We start from the raw sequence: 15151 nt of genomic DNA on the forward strand, positions 1-15151 counted from the left end.
TGTGATTTTCTGCAAATAACCACATTTTTATCCTCAAATAGGAAAAATGTCCGTTTTTTTAACGAAAAAATCTTGAATGATTCATCTCTATAAAATGATCTATTACCAGATGATGATGGATGAACCTATGTCAACAATCATGAGTTGTATCGGTATTGCTGTTCTAGTCTTTATTGGGTATCTATTCTCCGAAAATAAACGCCAAATAAAATTTAAAACCATTGCAGGAGCATTAACACTTCAAATTTTACTCGGTGCATTTGTTATGTTTGTACCAGCAGGAGTCACCATCATTGAAGCCATGAGCAGTGGCGTCAACAGTGTAATTGCCTTTTCAAATTCTGGTTTAACCTTTGTTTTTGGCGATCTAGCTAACTATAAATTAGGCTTTGTTTTCGTTATCAACGTACTTTGCGTAGTGATATTTATCTCTGCCTTAATCTCAGTACTCTACTACCTAAAAGTCATGCAATTTATCATTAATATTATTGGTGGCGGACTCTCTAAGATATTAGGTACCAGTAAAGCTGAATCTCTTTCTGCCACAGCAAATATTTTTGTCGGACCAATTGAAGCCCCATCGATGGTTCGACCCTTAGTCAAAAACATGACTCGCTCAGAGTTATTTGCTGTTATGACAGGTGGATTAGCCAGTGTCGCGGGTGGCACTATGGTGGGATATATCAACCTAGGCATTGATCCTAAATATATTCTTACAGCTTGTTTTATGACCGCACCAGCAGGTCTATTATTTGCAAAGCTACTCTGCCCACAAACTGAACAAAATATAGTTAATAATGACAATAAAATCGAAGATGCTGATCAGCCCAAAGGATTATTAGCAGCCATTACTGATGGCTCTTTAATGGGCATGAACCAAGTTATTACTGTAACGGCATTATTAGTATCATTTGTAGCCATTATTGCATTATTAAATGGCATCATTGGTAGTATCGGTAATTTATTTAGTATCGATAAGCTTACATTAGAAATGATTATTGGCTATTTGCTATCTCCATTAGCATTCCTCATGGGAGTCCCTTGGTCTGAAGCAATACCTGCAGCTTCAATTATTGGCCAAAAAATTGCCATTAATGAATTTGTTGCTTATATCAGTTTCTTAGAAGTATCTAATACTCTTTCAGATAAAACACAGGCCATTGTTGTCTTTAGCCTATGTGGATTTGCCAATATTGGCTCACTTGCTATGGTCGTTGGTGGTATCGCTGCCATGTGCCCAGATAAACGAGAACTTATCACTCAAATTGGCCCAAGAGTACTTTTAGCCGCAATCTTGGCCAATTTAATGTCAGGTACTATTGCAGGCGCCTTAGTGTCATTAATGTAATTTAGAGGTGAAACATGTCGACTCCACATATCAATGCGAATCCTGGTGACTTTGCAAAAACAATTATTATGTCTGGTGACCCACTCAGAGCAAAACTTATTGCAGAAACTTATTTAGAGGATGTAAAGGAAGTCACTAATGTCCGTGGAATATTAGGTTTTACTGGAAAATATAAATCTAAAGATATTTCAATTATGGGTCATGGCATGGGTGCACCTTCAGCCTCGATTTATTTTCATGAACTGATGACAACCTACGGTGTTAAAAACTTTATTCGAGTAGGTAGTTGTGGAGCTATATCGGATAATATTCAGCTGAAAGATTTAATTGTTGCCATGGGAGCCTCTACAGACTCCAAAATAAATCGTATTCGCTTTTTAGACCACGATCTGGCAGCCATCGCAAACTTTGACCTGTTACAGGCGTGTGTTGAAGTGTTAAAAACGACAACTGTTAACTATAAGGTAGGCAACGTATTTTCATCTGATCTATTTTATCGACCAAATGAAAATGACTATACCCTGATGGCAAAATACGGCGTACTAGGTGTAGAAATGGAAGTAAACGCTCTTTATGCGCTTGCTGCAGAGCATCAATGCCGCGCACTCGCTCTTTGTACCGTTACAGACCATATTACCCAGCATGAACATTTAACGGCTGACGAACGCAGAACCGATCTCCATGAAATGGTCAAAGTCGCATTAGAAACGGCCATTAAAATTTAATCTATTTAATATGGTTAAAGCGTATTGAATAAATCTTAACTTAATGCGTTTTAACCACTTTCACCAAATTCATACTCCAGGGTAGTGATTGCTATTCAATACTGCGATAGTATACTTGTATACAAATAACATGTTTTGAATATGTAACAAATACTTATGGATGATATCGCTACTATTGTTAAAGCTATTGGTATTGCAGAGATTAAATACCATAAGAACTCCTACTTGCTAAGACAATCTAAGCATGTTTCTGAACTCATATTCTGTGAAAATGCCAACCTAACCGTTTCTTATATAAACTCGAGTGGTAATGAATTCATTCTTAAAGTTGAAGATAATTACTGCGGATTTCTAGGTGAAATGGAGTTTTTCCAAGAAAACAACAGTGCTTTATTTAGCATAAAAGCAAATAAATCCGGCGTAATGTATCGAATATCTAAAGCTAATTTTATAAAAATTGTAGAAAAAGATTCAAATATGTTCATGTATATTACGTCATTAATTACAAAAAGATATAATCGAAATATGCACGAACTTATCAGCAATCTGACACAATCAACAAAAGTGAGTATTATCAACCAAATATTAGAAGCTAAAAATTTAGCAAGCGAAGAACAATTTAAGCTTTCATCAACTCTTGGCGCAAAACGACTCGGAATAACGACACGCTCATACCGTAGAATAATTAACGAACTCATCCAAGAAGGGAAAATCGTAAAATTAAAGCCATTTTATAAAATAATTAACTTGTAGCGCTTACTTTTACTCTACAAAAACGTATATTGTTAAAAAACAATGCCTTTAAACACTTGGTATATAAGTGGTAATAATGGCGATTTAACGCAAAATACCATCCGCGCATCAAGCGTATAACTAAGCAATCGCGCGGGCGGATTCATACTCACGTGAAACATTAGAAACCGTATTTTTGACTTACATCAGCTAACAATGCCTGCCATTTAGGATAGTTTAATAACTCTCCATTCCATGGCGCCATAGTCTTTTCTATCTCAGGCTTTTGGCCTTGCTTTAACTGATATAAATAGGCAAACGCTGAGGCGCGATAATTAGCAAGGCAATGAACTAACACATTTTTCTCCTTATGCTGATCCATTACTGTAAAGAAGGCTTCAACATCTTCTACTTTAGGGTTTTGCCAATCCACGGGAATATACACATAGTCCATTCCGGCCTGAGTCACGAGTTTTCTTTCATCGGGATGGGCATCTTTGCTACTGTCCGGCATAAGGTTGATCACTACATCCACACCTGCCTGTTTAAGCTGCGTAAACTGTTGCTCACTCGGCAAGCCAGAACTTAATAACTGTGGCGCTTGCAGCTGTAATGCTCTCACATCTTTTATATTTTCAACCGATTTAAATTCAGTCGTGATATTTGTGGCATTCGCCAGTGGAGACCCTATAAGCAGTGCAAAAACAAGGCTCGAAAGTGCGGTTTTTCTCATCAACAACTCCTTAGTCAACATAAACATCAACGACTTACTTAATCCTCTGATAATCCCTTATCCGCTAAGTTCAGTAAAATCACTCTGGATGTAAAAACCTTTGAGCAAGCGCTCATTTTTAATATTAGGGCACCTTAACTAAGGGGATTTTCAATAGAGACATTGGTACGACTAAACTAGTTTTAGGGATGTCATTGAATTTACAGAGGAGAATCCTGTAAGTTAGTGCAAACAAGCTTAAAGGCGCGAAATGGAGTTGTCATGTTAAGGATAAGTTTGCTGCTACTAATGTTTTCCAGCCAAAGCTTAGCCAGTTCATGGCCTGTACCTAAGTCGATTGTGATGGTTAGTCCTGATGGAGGAGTGATTGCGCGACTCCACTCAGGCTCATTTCCCTTAGACAAACCTCAGTCAGCACAGATGAGTATTTTTATCTGGAATGAACTGTCTGGATATGTGCTTTCCGAGCGCTATCCACTGCCTTATCGCTTTGCTCCAGCCAAATTTGCAGTAAACGACAACGGGTTTGTGATTACTGTAGGTAAATATGTTGCGGAAGAAACTGGCCCAGATATTGGCATTTTTAATCCTCAAGGACAGCAAATACAGTCCTATACCTTCGAGCAACTTTTCCCAGATGCAACGCAAAGACAGCAATTAATCGCTCAATCGCAAAAATTAACCACTGAATGGCAGCAACCTCAGCGAGATATGCCCCAATGGTATTGCCTATCAGCCCCAGATACGTTGATGAATAATGCTTTTTCAGTTAGACATGAATTAGGTGCTTTGCTGATTTATGTGGATGGGAATCCACTTGAAAGCTACCTATTTGAAAATGGCTGCCCATTATAATGATCGATAAGGATTTCCTTAGTCCCCCACTTCGCTTTTCACTCCACATTATCAATAAAACTAGTAACAAAATTTATGCAGTTTGAGTGCAATAAACTGTTAGGATAACCGTTCAAATTTGAGCTTGATCACACTAATCACGGTTTAACGCTTGCGGCACAAGTCCAACAACGGATTTGCCACAATGTTTTTTGTATGAGTAACCTGATGAAAAGAATAGTAAATGCTTTAATTCTGGCCATGTTAGCAACGGGTTGTAGCGATCCAAACCCAACACAGACCAATCAAACAGCGGAGCAGGCCAAGGCCGAAAAGGCCGTCCCAGTATTGAGCCTGAAGCAGCAACTCGCGCCAATCACCCAGCGTTATTTTGCCCTTAGACCCGAAATCGCCACCTATTATGGCGTGGCCGAGGATGAGGCAGGCAAGGATGTACTCTCTAAGCTGACCGATTACAGCCCGTCGGGTGAAAATCATCGCCGTAAAGCACTTAAGGCCATATTAACCGAACTCAATGCTATCGATGCCAGCCAGCTTACCGCCTCGGAGCAAGTGAGTTTAGGGTCAATAAAATCCGAAATCGCCGGCGCCCTGTTGCCAGCCGAAACCGTGGCCTATGGCACTATGCTTGGCGAATACGGTGTTTGGTTTTTACCTTATGTCGTCAATCACTTATCCGGGCTGCATGTTGAGTTTCCGAGCTATATGGAAGATAAGTTTGCAGTCAGCACCCCAGAGCAAGCTAAGGCCTATCTCAACCGTTTAAGCATGTACCCTGCCGCCATGGGTACAGTTATCGATAAGCTGGATCAAGATGTGCAGATGGGGGTAATCCCACCCGATTTTATTATCGATAAGACCATAGCTGGCTTACAGCAACAGTTAGTCCACCATGCTAATGAACATCCCTTAGTTAGCAGTTTTAAAGCCAAACTAACCGCCGCCCAAGTACCAGACAGTGAGGCGTTGGCGAACTCTGCCGCCGAACTGGTGGAGACTAAATATTACCCTGCGACGCGTCAGTTGATTTCCGCACTGCAAGCTGTGCGCATCAAGGCTACCCATTTAGCAGGACTTGGGCACCAACCTCAGGGCGCGAAACTCTACAAGGCGATGATTAAGCACCTCGCCAATTCGGATAAGACCTCAGATGAGATCCACCAACTGGGATTAGACGAAGTTGCCCGCATTACCGCCGAGATGGATGTGTTACTCAAACAAGTGGGTTACCGCAAAGGTACAGTTGGCGAGCGCATGCAGCGATTGCTCAAGGATCCTAAATATATCTACCCTAATACCACCGAGGGCAAACAGCAGTTAATGTCGGACATTCACGGCTATCTGGCGAAAGTGAATGCCAAATTACCACTGTGGTTTGGGCAGTTACCGAATCAAGAAGTTGCAGTTGAAGCCGTGCCCGATAGTCGTGCCGCCGCAACCAGCGGTGCATTTTACGATGCGCCTTCTCAAGATGGTTTGCGTAAGGGCACTTTCTGGATAAGCCTATACGATATGGCGGCGCTGCCCTCCTATTCGCTGCAAACCTTAACCTATCACGAGACCAATCCCGGCCATCACTTACAGACTCTCATCGGTCTGTCGGATACCTTGCCGCTGCTGAGTACCATTTTTTACTCTAATGCCGCGGGAGAAGGCTGGGCGCTGTATGCCGAGCGGTTAGCCGCCGAGATGGGCATGTATAAGGATAATCCGATTAACGACCTTGGCCGCTTGCAGTCTGAGCTACACCGCGCGGTGCGCTTAGTGGTCGACACTGGGATGCATGCCAAGGATTGGAGCCGCGAGCAAGCCATTGATTATGCAGTGGCGACTGAGGGAATACACCGCTCAGAAGCTATGTCCGAAATCGAGCGCTATGTGGTTTGGCCTGGGCAAGCCTTAGGTTACAAGCTGGGTGAGCTGAAAATTATCGAACTGCGAGCTAAGGCAAAGCAAGCCTTGGGCGATAAGTTGGATATCAAAGTCTTCCACGACAAATTGCTCGAAAATGGCGCCTTGCCCTTAGATTTATTGGAGCAAAAGATGGATCAGTGGCTCGAATCCGCTAAGGCAGCCAATGCCGCCGCCGAGACTAAGGTTTAATTCGGGTAAAACCGCTCAAATCATCTCAATATAGGGGCAGCTTAGGCGGCCCCTGTTCTTTTTACGGCTCCCTATGCTTTTACGTTTCAGGTTAATCCGCAAAACGACGTTGATACTTGCCGCTTAAATAGCGGATCACCACAAAACCGACAACACCTGGCAGTATCCACGACAGCAGACGAACATTGCCATGGTCGATAAACAAACGGCTGCCGCCAAAGGCAAAAAAGGCGGTGTAGCAGGCGATACCCGAGCCAATCATCGCGCCTAAATGCTCTATCCACCATTCTAATTTGGTCAAAGTCGCCTTAACGCTATAGCGCAGGAATCCCGCCCCCACCGTAGTGCCTAACAGGCCGAAAATCATCGCGAGGATCAGCTTTTCTTGGTATCCCCATAGCGCCATCACGGGGCCAAATAGCGTTAAGCTCAGCATTAACGACAAATGCAGCGGCGATTTTAATTGCTGACGCTGCGCCTTATAACGCAGAACCAACACGCCATGCCTAACGGTCACTAGAGTTAACAAGCTGATATAGATGAGAAATATCCAAGCATTTTTACGTTCCGCTATCTGCGCTGCTAAAGCATCGGCGTTGGCCGCAGGCTGTTTAATCACCGCGAGCGGATCAATGAGGCCCGTCGTTGCCATCGCCACGCCCGTCGCCGCCACTGTGTACATGGCATAGACATAATAACGGCCAAAACGACTATGGTTCGCGCTGCCCTTTTTCAGCATGGCAGGCATCCAAAATAACACTAATGCCAGTGCGCCCGCGGTGATATGTAAAAATTGCGACAGGGTGAAAATCGTGTTCATCATCTTGCTCCATCAAAGTTTGAAGCTTGATAGTAACTAACACGGGGAGTCACCCATAAGTGCCAAAAGTCATGTTTTAAGCTGTAGCATAAAGCAGCCACTTAATGTGGCTGCAATTGAGGCGACTGTCGCTATAACCCAGAATGTTTATCGAGCCTTAAAGTATCGATGATCGAGAAGGTATAACCTAGCTCGGTGAACATCCGCTCGATATTGAGCTTAAAATCGATGGGGCGATCTAAATCGAGTTGATTGATAAAGAAATGGTGTTTAGTCGGGATCTTTATCAGTAATTGTTTTTGATAGAAACAGGCTTCAACTTCGGCATTTAATTCGCGACTAAGGACTAAGAGATTCTCCATCATCAAGGGATTGAGTAAGTAGCGCGCCTCGACTTGGTCGCTGCTATACACCTCAAAACAACGCTCAAAACGCACATCCTCAAGCTTGACCCGCGACAGCTTTGTCTTAAACCCCTCAATTCGATTTTTTAAACTGCCCTTATCCGTGACTAACAAGGTAGTACTGTTGAATCGCTTAGGAATATTGCACACCAGCAGCACACCATTGAAGATGGTTTCCCGCTCAACCGAGCCATTATCGTTCGCTTTAGTGTTGTAAGCATCGACCTCGTAAAACTGGAACGGCACCTTGTTATAGGTTCCCTTAAGGCAATTTTGCGCATACTGCTTATCGGTTTTAGGCAGCAGTCCCAGCTCAAGGAAGAGAGAGAAATCGACCTTAGGCGCCCTCGTTAGCGCAAAGTCATCGCCAAAATACTTAAGGCTAATGGGATAGAGTTTTTCAAAGGCAGCATTATAGAGTTCATCGCTTTCCTTACCCGAGGCAATGACTACTAACGCTATCACGGGAACGGGCAGAAACACGCCAATCATCAAAGGCACAAAATAATCCATAGGCACCAGCATAAACTGCACCCCGAGCAGCCCAGCAAATGCCCCTAAAATCACCGTGATGCAGATGTAGTAGATTGGGGTGGTGAACTTGGCATTTTCACGCCGCCTTTGGTTTACGCCTTCACGTTTTGCTTCAAACGGTGCACATTTAGGGGCGATTTTTTGTTTGTAATACTTCAGAAAGGGAATGCGGTGCTCTTCGGGAATATCAAATTCAATCGAACTCATTGGCTCCTACTCTTGACGACTCAAATCCATTTAGGCCAATGATTTTACGAATTTTATTCCTGCAAGGCCAGTTTAAGGCCTACAAATGACCGATTAAGCCTGAGCAAGCCTGCGGCCACGGCGTTGCAGTAAGCCAAAAATAATCAGCACACCAAAGGCGGCGCTAAAGAGAGTTAAAGCTCTAGCTACACCGTAAAAATCCGTGAGATTAAAGGAAACCCCATCCGCCCACAGTACCAATAAACCCAGTGGCATTTGCATTGCCACCGCAGTGTACCAATCGAATGGTAATCGAGGGAAAAGCCGCTGATAGCTAAATAGCATCAGCCCAGAGAGCAGCAATAATAAGCCCGCATCATGGGCAGCTAACCCCAGATAAACCGGACTAGTGGGGCTAAGATTATCGACGCTCCCGAGCAAGGCATGCATATAGCCAGCACTGGCAACCAGTGCAAAACTCGTAAAGCTCAATACCGCCAACAGAATACCTAAGCCTAATGCGGGTAAATATTTCATAAACAGCCTCATCATTGCTACGCGCTCAATCCAATCTTTAAATCGTAAAGGCGCACAAATTCAGTCGAAAGAGAGTAAAGCAACAATAACAGCCAAAATTTCCCTTAGCTATTAAGACCATAGTCTTATGTCGACAACAAACTGCTGGATTATAAACAGCATAATTCCTCACACTAGATCCAGTATTTCACCTATATCCACTAGATAAGCCTCTAAAATTACTCATTTAATTGATTTTCAGCCAAATGAGTTAGTGATATGGCGCACATTCTCCCTTGGCTTAAAGGTGAAATCCACTAGCCAATTACCCCAATAACGCTTAGGATCAGGGTTGCATTTTTTAGCCAACATATTGTGGAGTATCAAAACATTATGGGTATCAGAGCCATAGTCGTAGACACAGCAGGCACCACGACAGACCTAACCTTTATCCAAGATGTGCTATTCCCCTATTCTGTCAAAGCCTTGCCAGACTTTTTAGCGCAGAACCAACACAATGTTTTGGTGGAAAACTGTATCTGCGACACCCGAGATATCGCCCTAGAGCCAGAGGCTGACTTAGCGCGCGTGACTGAAATTTTACAGCAGTGGGTTCGTGAAGACCGCAAAGCGACCCCGCTCAAAACCCTACAGGGGTTAATTTGGAAGCAAGGTTATGCCCATGATGAGTTTAAGGGCCATATCTTCCCTGACTTTATCGAAGCTGTTAAACGTTTTAGCGCACAAAATCTGCGTATTTACAGTTTCTCATCGGGCTCTGTCGATGCCCAAAAACTGTTATTCAGCCACAGCGATGGCGGTGATTTAACCGAGATGTTTAACGGTCATTTTGATACCCGTACAGGTAACAAATTAGATAAACAAGCTTACTGCAATATTCTCAACACCATCAGCTTAAGCCCTAAGCAAGTGCTATTTGTGTCTGATGTGATTGAAGAATTAAAAGCCGCCGACGCTGCAGGCATGATGACCTGCCAAATGGTACGCGACAGCAAGCAGCGCACGGGCGATTTTCGCACTATCAGCAGTTTCGATGAGCTAGTGATCGAGTAACATCGGCACTGCACATCAAAAGCGACCCTAGGGTCGCTTTTTGTTTTTCTGGCAATCACATCTACCTATCCGCAGGGTGATTCACCCCATCGCAAACGGGCACATCGCCTAATTCATAGGGATTCACGCCTTCGAGGCAACCAAGGTTATAGCCATATTCATTGGGATTAGAGCGCCTTTGATGATGGGTATAAATGCCGCACACAGAGCAGAAGTAATGTTTGGCCGTTTTGGTATTAAATTCGTAGCACTTTAATACTGCCTCGCCTTTGATAATCTTCAATCCCGCCAGCGGCACTGAACCGACGATAGCGCCCTTGCGCCGACAGATTGAGCAATCACAACGCCTTGGCTTTTCAATGCCATTGGGCAGCGATAACTCCAACACCACAGCGCCACAATGGCAAGACGCAAAATGTGTTGCCTGAATAACCGTATCCCCAATCTGTTTTATCATCGCCAACTCCTTGCTTCACTTAATGTTGTCACTATTGCCTAAGGCTTGTCGCTCGCACTTTATACTGCTAGTCTGGCAGCCTTAAACGAGCGTTTTAACTAGAGCTTTTGACTATGAGTAATGCAATGGAAAGTCCAACCCTAAGTCCAATGGAAAAGTTTCTCGCACAGCACCCTATAGTGACCGAAATCCCCGTGGCATGGGGCGAAATGGATGCGCTGCAACACGTCAACAACGTGGTCTATTTCCGCTATTTTGAAACCGCACGTATCGACTTTTTCAACCGCCTTTTTCCACTCGATGCCCTGTATAAATCCGGTGTTGGCCCAGTGATTAGCGAAAATCAGGCCCGCTATAAACGTCCAGTGACCTTCCCCGATACGCTATTGGTCAGCGTGAGTATCAGCGATATTCAAAGTGATAGATTCACCATGCATTATCAAGCATTTAGTAAGCAGCAACAGGCCATTACGACCCTAGGTTCTTCGGTCGCTGTGATGTTTAACTTTAAAACTGGTCAAAAAGCCGAGCTTCCCACGGAATTACTCGCCATTCTTAAACAACACGAGCAAGCTTAAGCTACCGAGTCTATGGCAACATTGCCATAACACTTTAGGCCATATCAGAGGGAGGCTGTATGTCAGAAAAAGCGCCAATAGAAGTCGTTGTTGAGCATCAACAGGATAAACAACGCTTTGTGATCCCCGTTGACGGGCATGAAGCCGTGCTGGAATACCGACTCAATGGCCAGCACATCGACTTTAACCGTACCTTTGTGCCCGACGAGCTGCGTGGCAAAGGTCTTGCCGAACGTTTAGTTCGCCACGGTTTGAAATGGGCCAAAGCCCAAGATTACGAGATAGCAGCCAGCTGTTGGTATGTGCAGAAGTTTTTGAAATAACTGGCTTCGCAACAGGTACGCTAAATCCAATAGACTGGATAGTGGCGTTTGGGATCGGTGGAGAGATTATTCACGACCAGCGCCACCAGCAATAACAGTAGTGAGCCGAGGAATACTGGCATCAACGCATAGAGAAACCCGAGTTGATGCACGTTCTCACCGCCTATCACAGCAATTAATGCCGTTGCACCGCCCGGTGGGTGCAGCGTGCGAGTTAAATACATCAATGCGATGGCTAGTGATACGGCTAGAGCACTCGCGAGCACCATATAATCGGCAAACACTTGGTACACAGCCACACCAATCAGTGCCGATAACACACTGCCGCCAATCAAGTTACGTGGCTGAGAAAACTCTGCCAGTGGCGCGCCATACACTAATACCGCCGACGCCCCAAATGAGCCAATCACAAACATAGTGCCGAGCAGATTATCACTCATATAACTGGCGAGACTGGCGACTAAGTAAATGCCGCAAAAGGCGCCTACCCATGACCAAACGATCTTTTTCAGGGGTTGTCGTGGCGGACAGATGTCCTTAGAACGCATTCGGGTGAAGTAAAATCTCATGCTAAATCCGGCCGGAAGGAATAAAGGCGCGGATAAGTGATCCGCATCACATTTGCGGCCGCCACGTTAACGTTTTCACCGCGCAATTGCAATTGTGCGGTGAAAGTGAACGCGAATTTAAGCCGCTTCACCATTGAGGCTGGCTAAGATTTCACGAATATCTTCGGGGATAGGGCGACTCTTTTCACAACTGTAGTCGTAGTGGACTAAGGTGGTTTTCACTTCCGCAGTTTTACTGCCAGCTTGCCAACAGGTTTGAGTCAATTCGAAACTGCTATTACCGATACGGCTGACATAGGTTTTCACCGTCACACTTTTGCCGTAATAAGTCGGCGCGATAAAGGCCACGGTAAAGCCTGCCACTATGAGGTTCCACTGATGCAAATCCAACTCGGGATTAAAAATCTCGAAGATTGGCGTGCGCGCGGCTTCGCACCACACGGGGATCACTGTGTTGTTAATATGGCCTAGGCCATCGGTTTCGGTAAATCTTGGCTGGATTTCGAGGCTGTATTCGGTGACTGACATGCAAACTTCCCTTTTGTTGTTCTTATACTTTTATGCTGTGAATGGGATAAACGAGGCGCTTACCCCGTTTATCCCTACCAAGCCTAACAGAAATAAGAAGCGCGATGCTAGAACTGGCAGCTCGCGGTATCTGGGGTTTGCTTGCCGTTAGCATCGTACTTTTTCATACAGCCAGCTTTACCCATATCATAAATTTTTTCGTATTTGAGCTTGCCACTGCTGTCGTAGGACTTAAACACACCATGGCTTTTTGGGTTTTCTAGGTGATAGATTTTGCGCCCCTTAGTCACATGGGAAAAATCCGAGAATCCAGGTTCCTCTTGATAGATCACTCCGTTGATATAGCGCTTGTGCACCACATGTTGCTCATCAATCCGCAGCATTTCGCTGGCTAACTTGCCATTCTGGTCATAACAGACTTTATCCACGGCATAATTGCTGTCGAGATCCTCGATACAACTCACGGCACCATTATCAAAATATTCCCGCTGGATACCGCAGCGTGCAATGGCGTTATCCCAGAAATAAGGTTCACCGTTCCAGGTTTCGCCTTCTTGCTGGCAATAGTTCCACAAACTCTTTAGCTGGCCGTTAGGATAGAAAGTGTAATGGGGGCCAGAGAGACGGTTATTGATAAGATGACCATATTGCACGAGCGAATAGCCGCCGTCGGTGGAATAGCGAATGCTTGGGCCATATTCCTTACCCGCTTTATAAGTCTGCAAAGACATTAAGCGGCCGTTAGAATCGAATCGATATTCTTTATCGACTGACCCATTGGTGTAATAGCTTAATTCGGATAGTCGGCCGCCGCGATACACTCGCTGATCACCATCTTTAATCGAGCTAGTCTCGGCATTGTTTGTGTTTATTACACCCTCACAATCGCCTGCATAAGGCTCTTTTCGCATCATGCATTCATCCTGCGAGGGTTTAAGTTTTACGGCGTCATTGAACTTATACTGACTCAACTCATTCAGATCGCCGTTAGGTTCGAGCCACATTTGTGGGCCATCTAACTCGCCTTGACGATAGTTAGCTACATTGCTGACAGTATTCGGGGCTGAATACCATAGACTCTCACCGTGGAGTCTGCCCTTATCATAATGTTTAAGGGCAAACATAAAATTATCTTTATTGAATAACTTAGCCTCACCTTGGCGTAGGCCGTTCTCATAGTTGACTTCGGTCTTGTAGAGGTAAGTCACCGATTGCCTAGTGGTAAATGCATCGTTAGCATCTGGGGTTCGAATATATACCCAGAGGCCTGAACGTTTACCATCGAGGTAGCTGCCTTCACCGCTTTGAAAGCGATAATCCCCTTGGGTGACCTTTTCTACCCAAGCGCCTTGCTTCACACCCTTTTGGTATTGGCCTTTGCTACCATCGGACTCAAGCCACTCACCGTCTTTTACGCCATTGAGATAAATGCCCTTTTCGGATAATTTCTTCGCGCCTTCGGTGCCGGAATCGTAATCTGGGGTATAGATTTCACTCGGGCCATCGGGCACGCCCTTGTTGTAGTGAATAAAGCCGTAGTTATCGGCGTCATCCATCATGGACTGCAATACCCATTTACCCTGCTTTTGGCCGTCGAGGTACTCGCCCTCCCAATAGGTTTCACGGCTGTCGGCTTCTATCCATTTACCCACTTGCTTACCCAGCTTATAGTCACCCGCATACATCACACTGCCATTGCGGGCATCGTAGGCGGCAAAGTGACCATCAAGTTCGCCTTGAACATAATTGGCTTCACTGGCAACACCAGCCCAAGTACTGCCCATGCTCATGAATTCGTAAAAAGGCCCTGTTCGCGGGATTTTTTCGCTGCCATTTTTAAGCCAATCGACATCGTCGGCCTCATAACCAATGGCGACTAACATAAAACTGCCATCTTCTTCGACGTAGGCACTGCGATCAAACGTGGCGACTAGACTGTATTTTCGTTCACGCCCCTCGGCATCCTTATCGGTGCGAGTCACGGGATAGCGCAGCTTGTATTCCACTGCGGTTTTTACATCCGCCGCTGTGCCTTCAGAATTGCGATAACCAATTAGTGTTGGTTTGAGCTTAGAGGTACCATCCAAAATCGCTTTAATATCAGGATCTTTTACCCCTTCCGCCTCATAGGTCATACGATACTGCTGTGGTGGCAGCTGGCTTAACACCTTGCGAACCCCACCCACGGTAAAGGTGCTAATGGTTGGTACAACTTCATCGAGCACGGCTTGCAAGCGTGGCAATTTAGTTAGCTCTTCACCCTCAAAGCCATAACCCCGTAGATGCTGACCATCGGCATCCTTGAGCATGACGATAACTTCCTTAGTACCGCCCTTGTCAAAGTCATGGTAAAACACCGCCACGATTTCAGCGCGGCCGTAATCGTCAATACGCACACCGGGCGCATCGCCATAGAGCATTTCGCCCCATACCTGTTGATCTTTTTGATAAAAATTGAGCCATTGGCCATTGGGAAGATCCACGGGACCGTGAACCATTTTGTCATATTCCGCCGCAACCGCAGCAGGAATGACCACAAAAGAAGATAACCACACCGCACCGACAGCGGCGCATAAACGACGAATCGAAAGTTCCATTTAACTATCCTTTACACCGACACCTTGCGCCTCGTGCGCACCAGTAAACGGGGCGAATTTTAAGCTAAG

Annotated in this window: 16 protein-coding genes; 8 read left to right on the forward strand and 8 right to left on the reverse strand. The window is 45.0% G+C overall.

The genetic code is table 11. The annotated features are described in order from the left end of the window. The first annotated feature begins 127 nt into the window (after positions 1 to 127). From IEY09_RS12715 to IEY09_RS12725, 3 genes are all read left to right on the forward strand, one after another. A complete protein-coding gene (locus IEY09_RS12715) occupies positions 128 to 1348 on the forward strand; it encodes a NupC/NupG family nucleoside CNT transporter (RefSeq protein WP_047540364.1) in 1221 nt (406 codons plus the stop codon). Positions 1349 to 1362: 14 nt separating this feature from the next. After that, complete coding sequence (deoD, locus tag IEY09_RS12720; RefSeq protein WP_047536455.1) at positions 1363 to 2073, forward strand: purine-nucleoside phosphorylase; 711 nt, start codon at positions 1363 to 1365, stop codon at positions 2071 to 2073. Positions 2074 to 2229: 156 nt separating this feature from the next. Continuing rightward, complete coding sequence (locus IEY09_RS12725; RefSeq protein ID WP_047536454.1) at positions 2230 to 2826, forward strand: Crp/Fnr family transcriptional regulator; 597 nt, start codon at positions 2230 to 2232, stop codon at positions 2824 to 2826. A 160-nt stretch (positions 2827 to 2986) separates the two neighbouring features. On the opposite strand, the gene IEY09_RS12730 is transcribed toward IEY09_RS12725, so the two are convergent. After that, positions 2987 to 3538, reverse strand: coding sequence for a protein tyrosine phosphatase family protein (locus IEY09_RS12730; protein ID WP_188871321.1), 552 nt, complete (start codon positions 3536 to 3538; stop codon positions 2987 to 2989). 261 nt (positions 3539 to 3799) lie between these two features. Between IEY09_RS12730 and IEY09_RS12735 the strand changes: the two genes are divergently transcribed. Further along, positions 3800 to 4393 (forward strand): hypothetical protein, encoded by a 594-nt coding sequence (locus IEY09_RS12735; RefSeq protein WP_188871323.1) that lies wholly within the window; start codon positions 3800 to 3802, stop codon positions 4391 to 4393. A 207-nt stretch (positions 4394 to 4600) separates the two neighbouring features. Continuing rightward, positions 4601 to 6496, forward strand: a complete 1896-nt coding sequence (locus IEY09_RS12740) for a DUF885 domain-containing protein (RefSeq protein ID WP_229777896.1) — start codon at positions 4601 to 4603, stop codon at positions 6494 to 6496. Positions 6497 to 6587: 91 nt separating this feature from the next. Here the strand turns inward: IEY09_RS12740 and IEY09_RS12745 are convergent, their stop codons facing one another. The 3 genes from IEY09_RS12745 to IEY09_RS12755 form a co-directional block, all read right to left on the reverse strand. Then, complete coding sequence (locus IEY09_RS12745) at positions 6588 to 7319, reverse strand: hypothetical protein (RefSeq protein WP_188871327.1); 732 nt, start codon at positions 7317 to 7319, stop codon at positions 6588 to 6590. A gap of 128 nt (positions 7320 to 7447) precedes the next feature. After that, positions 7448 to 8461: a DUF3137 domain-containing protein gene (locus IEY09_RS12750; protein WP_188871329.1), complete on the reverse strand. Its 1014-nt coding sequence runs from the start codon at positions 8459 to 8461 to the stop codon at positions 7448 to 7450. Positions 8462 to 8554: 93 nt separating this feature from the next. Continuing rightward, positions 8555 to 8977: a hypothetical protein gene (locus IEY09_RS12755; RefSeq protein WP_037416234.1), complete on the reverse strand. Its 423-nt coding sequence runs from the start codon at positions 8975 to 8977 to the stop codon at positions 8555 to 8557. Positions 8978 to 9349: 372 nt separating this feature from the next. Between IEY09_RS12755 and mtnC the strand changes: the two genes are divergently transcribed. Beyond that, positions 9350 to 10030: an acireductone synthase gene (gene mtnC / locus IEY09_RS12760; protein ID WP_169548464.1), complete on the forward strand. Its 681-nt coding sequence runs from the start codon at positions 9350 to 9352 to the stop codon at positions 10028 to 10030. Between the two features lie 61 nt (positions 10031 to 10091). Here mtnC and IEY09_RS12765 read toward each other — a convergent pair whose 3' ends face one another. Next, on the reverse strand, positions 10092 to 10487 hold the full coding sequence (locus IEY09_RS12765) for a GFA family protein (protein WP_047536445.1): 396 nt from the start codon (positions 10485 to 10487) through the stop codon (positions 10092 to 10094). Positions 10488 to 10636: 149 nt separating this feature from the next. Here IEY09_RS12765 and IEY09_RS12770 point away from each other — a divergent pair, with 149 nt between their 5' ends. Both IEY09_RS12770 and IEY09_RS12775 read left to right on the forward strand, forming a co-directional pair. Further along, on the forward strand, positions 10637 to 11065 hold the full coding sequence (locus IEY09_RS12770) for an acyl-CoA thioesterase (protein WP_037416226.1): 429 nt from the start codon (positions 10637 to 10639) through the stop codon (positions 11063 to 11065). A gap of 59 nt (positions 11066 to 11124) precedes the next feature. Continuing rightward, entirely contained in the window at positions 11125 to 11388 is a 264-nt protein-coding gene (locus IEY09_RS12775) for a GNAT family N-acetyltransferase (protein ID WP_144376199.1), read from the forward strand. 20 nt (positions 11389 to 11408) lie between these two features. Here the strand turns inward: IEY09_RS12775 and IEY09_RS12780 are convergent, their stop codons facing one another. The 3 genes from IEY09_RS12780 to IEY09_RS12790 form a co-directional block, all read right to left on the reverse strand. Then, on the reverse strand, positions 11409 to 11957 hold the full coding sequence (locus IEY09_RS12780; RefSeq protein WP_011715363.1) for an HPP family protein: 549 nt from the start codon (positions 11955 to 11957) through the stop codon (positions 11409 to 11411). A gap of 117 nt (positions 11958 to 12074) precedes the next feature. Further along, complete coding sequence (locus IEY09_RS12785; protein ID WP_188871331.1) at positions 12075 to 12485, reverse strand: acyl-CoA thioesterase; 411 nt, start codon at positions 12483 to 12485, stop codon at positions 12075 to 12077. A 107-nt stretch (positions 12486 to 12592) separates the two neighbouring features. After that, positions 12593 to 15082, reverse strand: a complete 2490-nt coding sequence (locus IEY09_RS12790) for a toxin-antitoxin system YwqK family antitoxin (protein WP_188871333.1) — start codon at positions 15080 to 15082, stop codon at positions 12593 to 12595. Positions 15083 to 15151 lie beyond the last annotated feature (69 nt).

This window comes from Shewanella xiamenensis, assembly GCF_014647135.1.
Lineage (GTDB): Bacteria > Pseudomonadota > Gammaproteobacteria > Enterobacterales > Shewanellaceae > Shewanella > Shewanella xiamenensis.

Coding starts and splice junctions, on each gene's coding strand:
- IEY09_RS12715 (WP_047540364.1), top strand. CDS start 128: ATGTCAACAATCATGAGTTGTATCGGTATTGCTGTTCTAGTCTTTATT.
- deoD (WP_047536455.1), top strand. CDS start 1,363: ATGTCGACTCCACATATCAATGCGAATCCTGGTGACTTTGCAAAAACA.
- IEY09_RS12725 (WP_047536454.1), top strand. CDS start 2,230: ATGGATGATATCGCTACTATTGTTAAAGCTATTGGTATTGCAGAGATT.
- IEY09_RS12730 (WP_188871321.1), bottom strand. CDS start 3,538: ATGAGAAAAACCGCACTTTCGAGCCTTGTTTTTGCACTGCTTATAGGG.
- IEY09_RS12735 (WP_188871323.1), top strand. CDS start 3,800: ATGTTAAGGATAAGTTTGCTGCTACTAATGTTTTCCAGCCAAAGCTTA.
- IEY09_RS12740 (WP_229777896.1), top strand. CDS start 4,601: ATGAAAAGAATAGTAAATGCTTTAATTCTGGCCATGTTAGCAACGGGT.
- IEY09_RS12745 (WP_188871327.1), bottom strand. CDS start 7,319: ATGATGAACACGATTTTCACCCTGTCGCAATTTTTACATATCACCGCG.
- IEY09_RS12750 (WP_188871329.1), bottom strand. CDS start 8,461: ATGAGTTCGATTGAATTTGATATTCCCGAAGAGCACCGCATTCCCTTT.
- IEY09_RS12755 (WP_037416234.1), bottom strand. CDS start 8,977: ATGAAATATTTACCCGCATTAGGCTTAGGTATTCTGTTGGCGGTATTG.
- mtnC (WP_169548464.1), top strand. CDS start 9,350: ATGGGTATCAGAGCCATAGTCGTAGACACAGCAGGCACCACGACAGAC.
- IEY09_RS12765 (WP_047536445.1), bottom strand. CDS start 10,487: ATGATAAAACAGATTGGGGATACGGTTATTCAGGCAACACATTTTGCG.
- IEY09_RS12770 (WP_037416226.1), top strand. CDS start 10,637: ATGGAAAAGTTTCTCGCACAGCACCCTATAGTGACCGAAATCCCCGTG.
- IEY09_RS12775 (WP_144376199.1), top strand. CDS start 11,125: ATGTCAGAAAAAGCGCCAATAGAAGTCGTTGTTGAGCATCAACAGGAT.
- IEY09_RS12780 (WP_011715363.1), bottom strand. CDS start 11,957: ATGAGATTTTACTTCACCCGAATGCGTTCTAAGGACATCTGTCCGCCA.
- IEY09_RS12785 (WP_188871331.1), bottom strand. CDS start 12,485: ATGTCAGTCACCGAATACAGCCTCGAAATCCAGCCAAGATTTACCGAA.
- IEY09_RS12790 (WP_188871333.1), bottom strand. CDS start 15,082: ATGGAACTTTCGATTCGTCGTTTATGCGCCGCTGTCGGTGCGGTGTGG.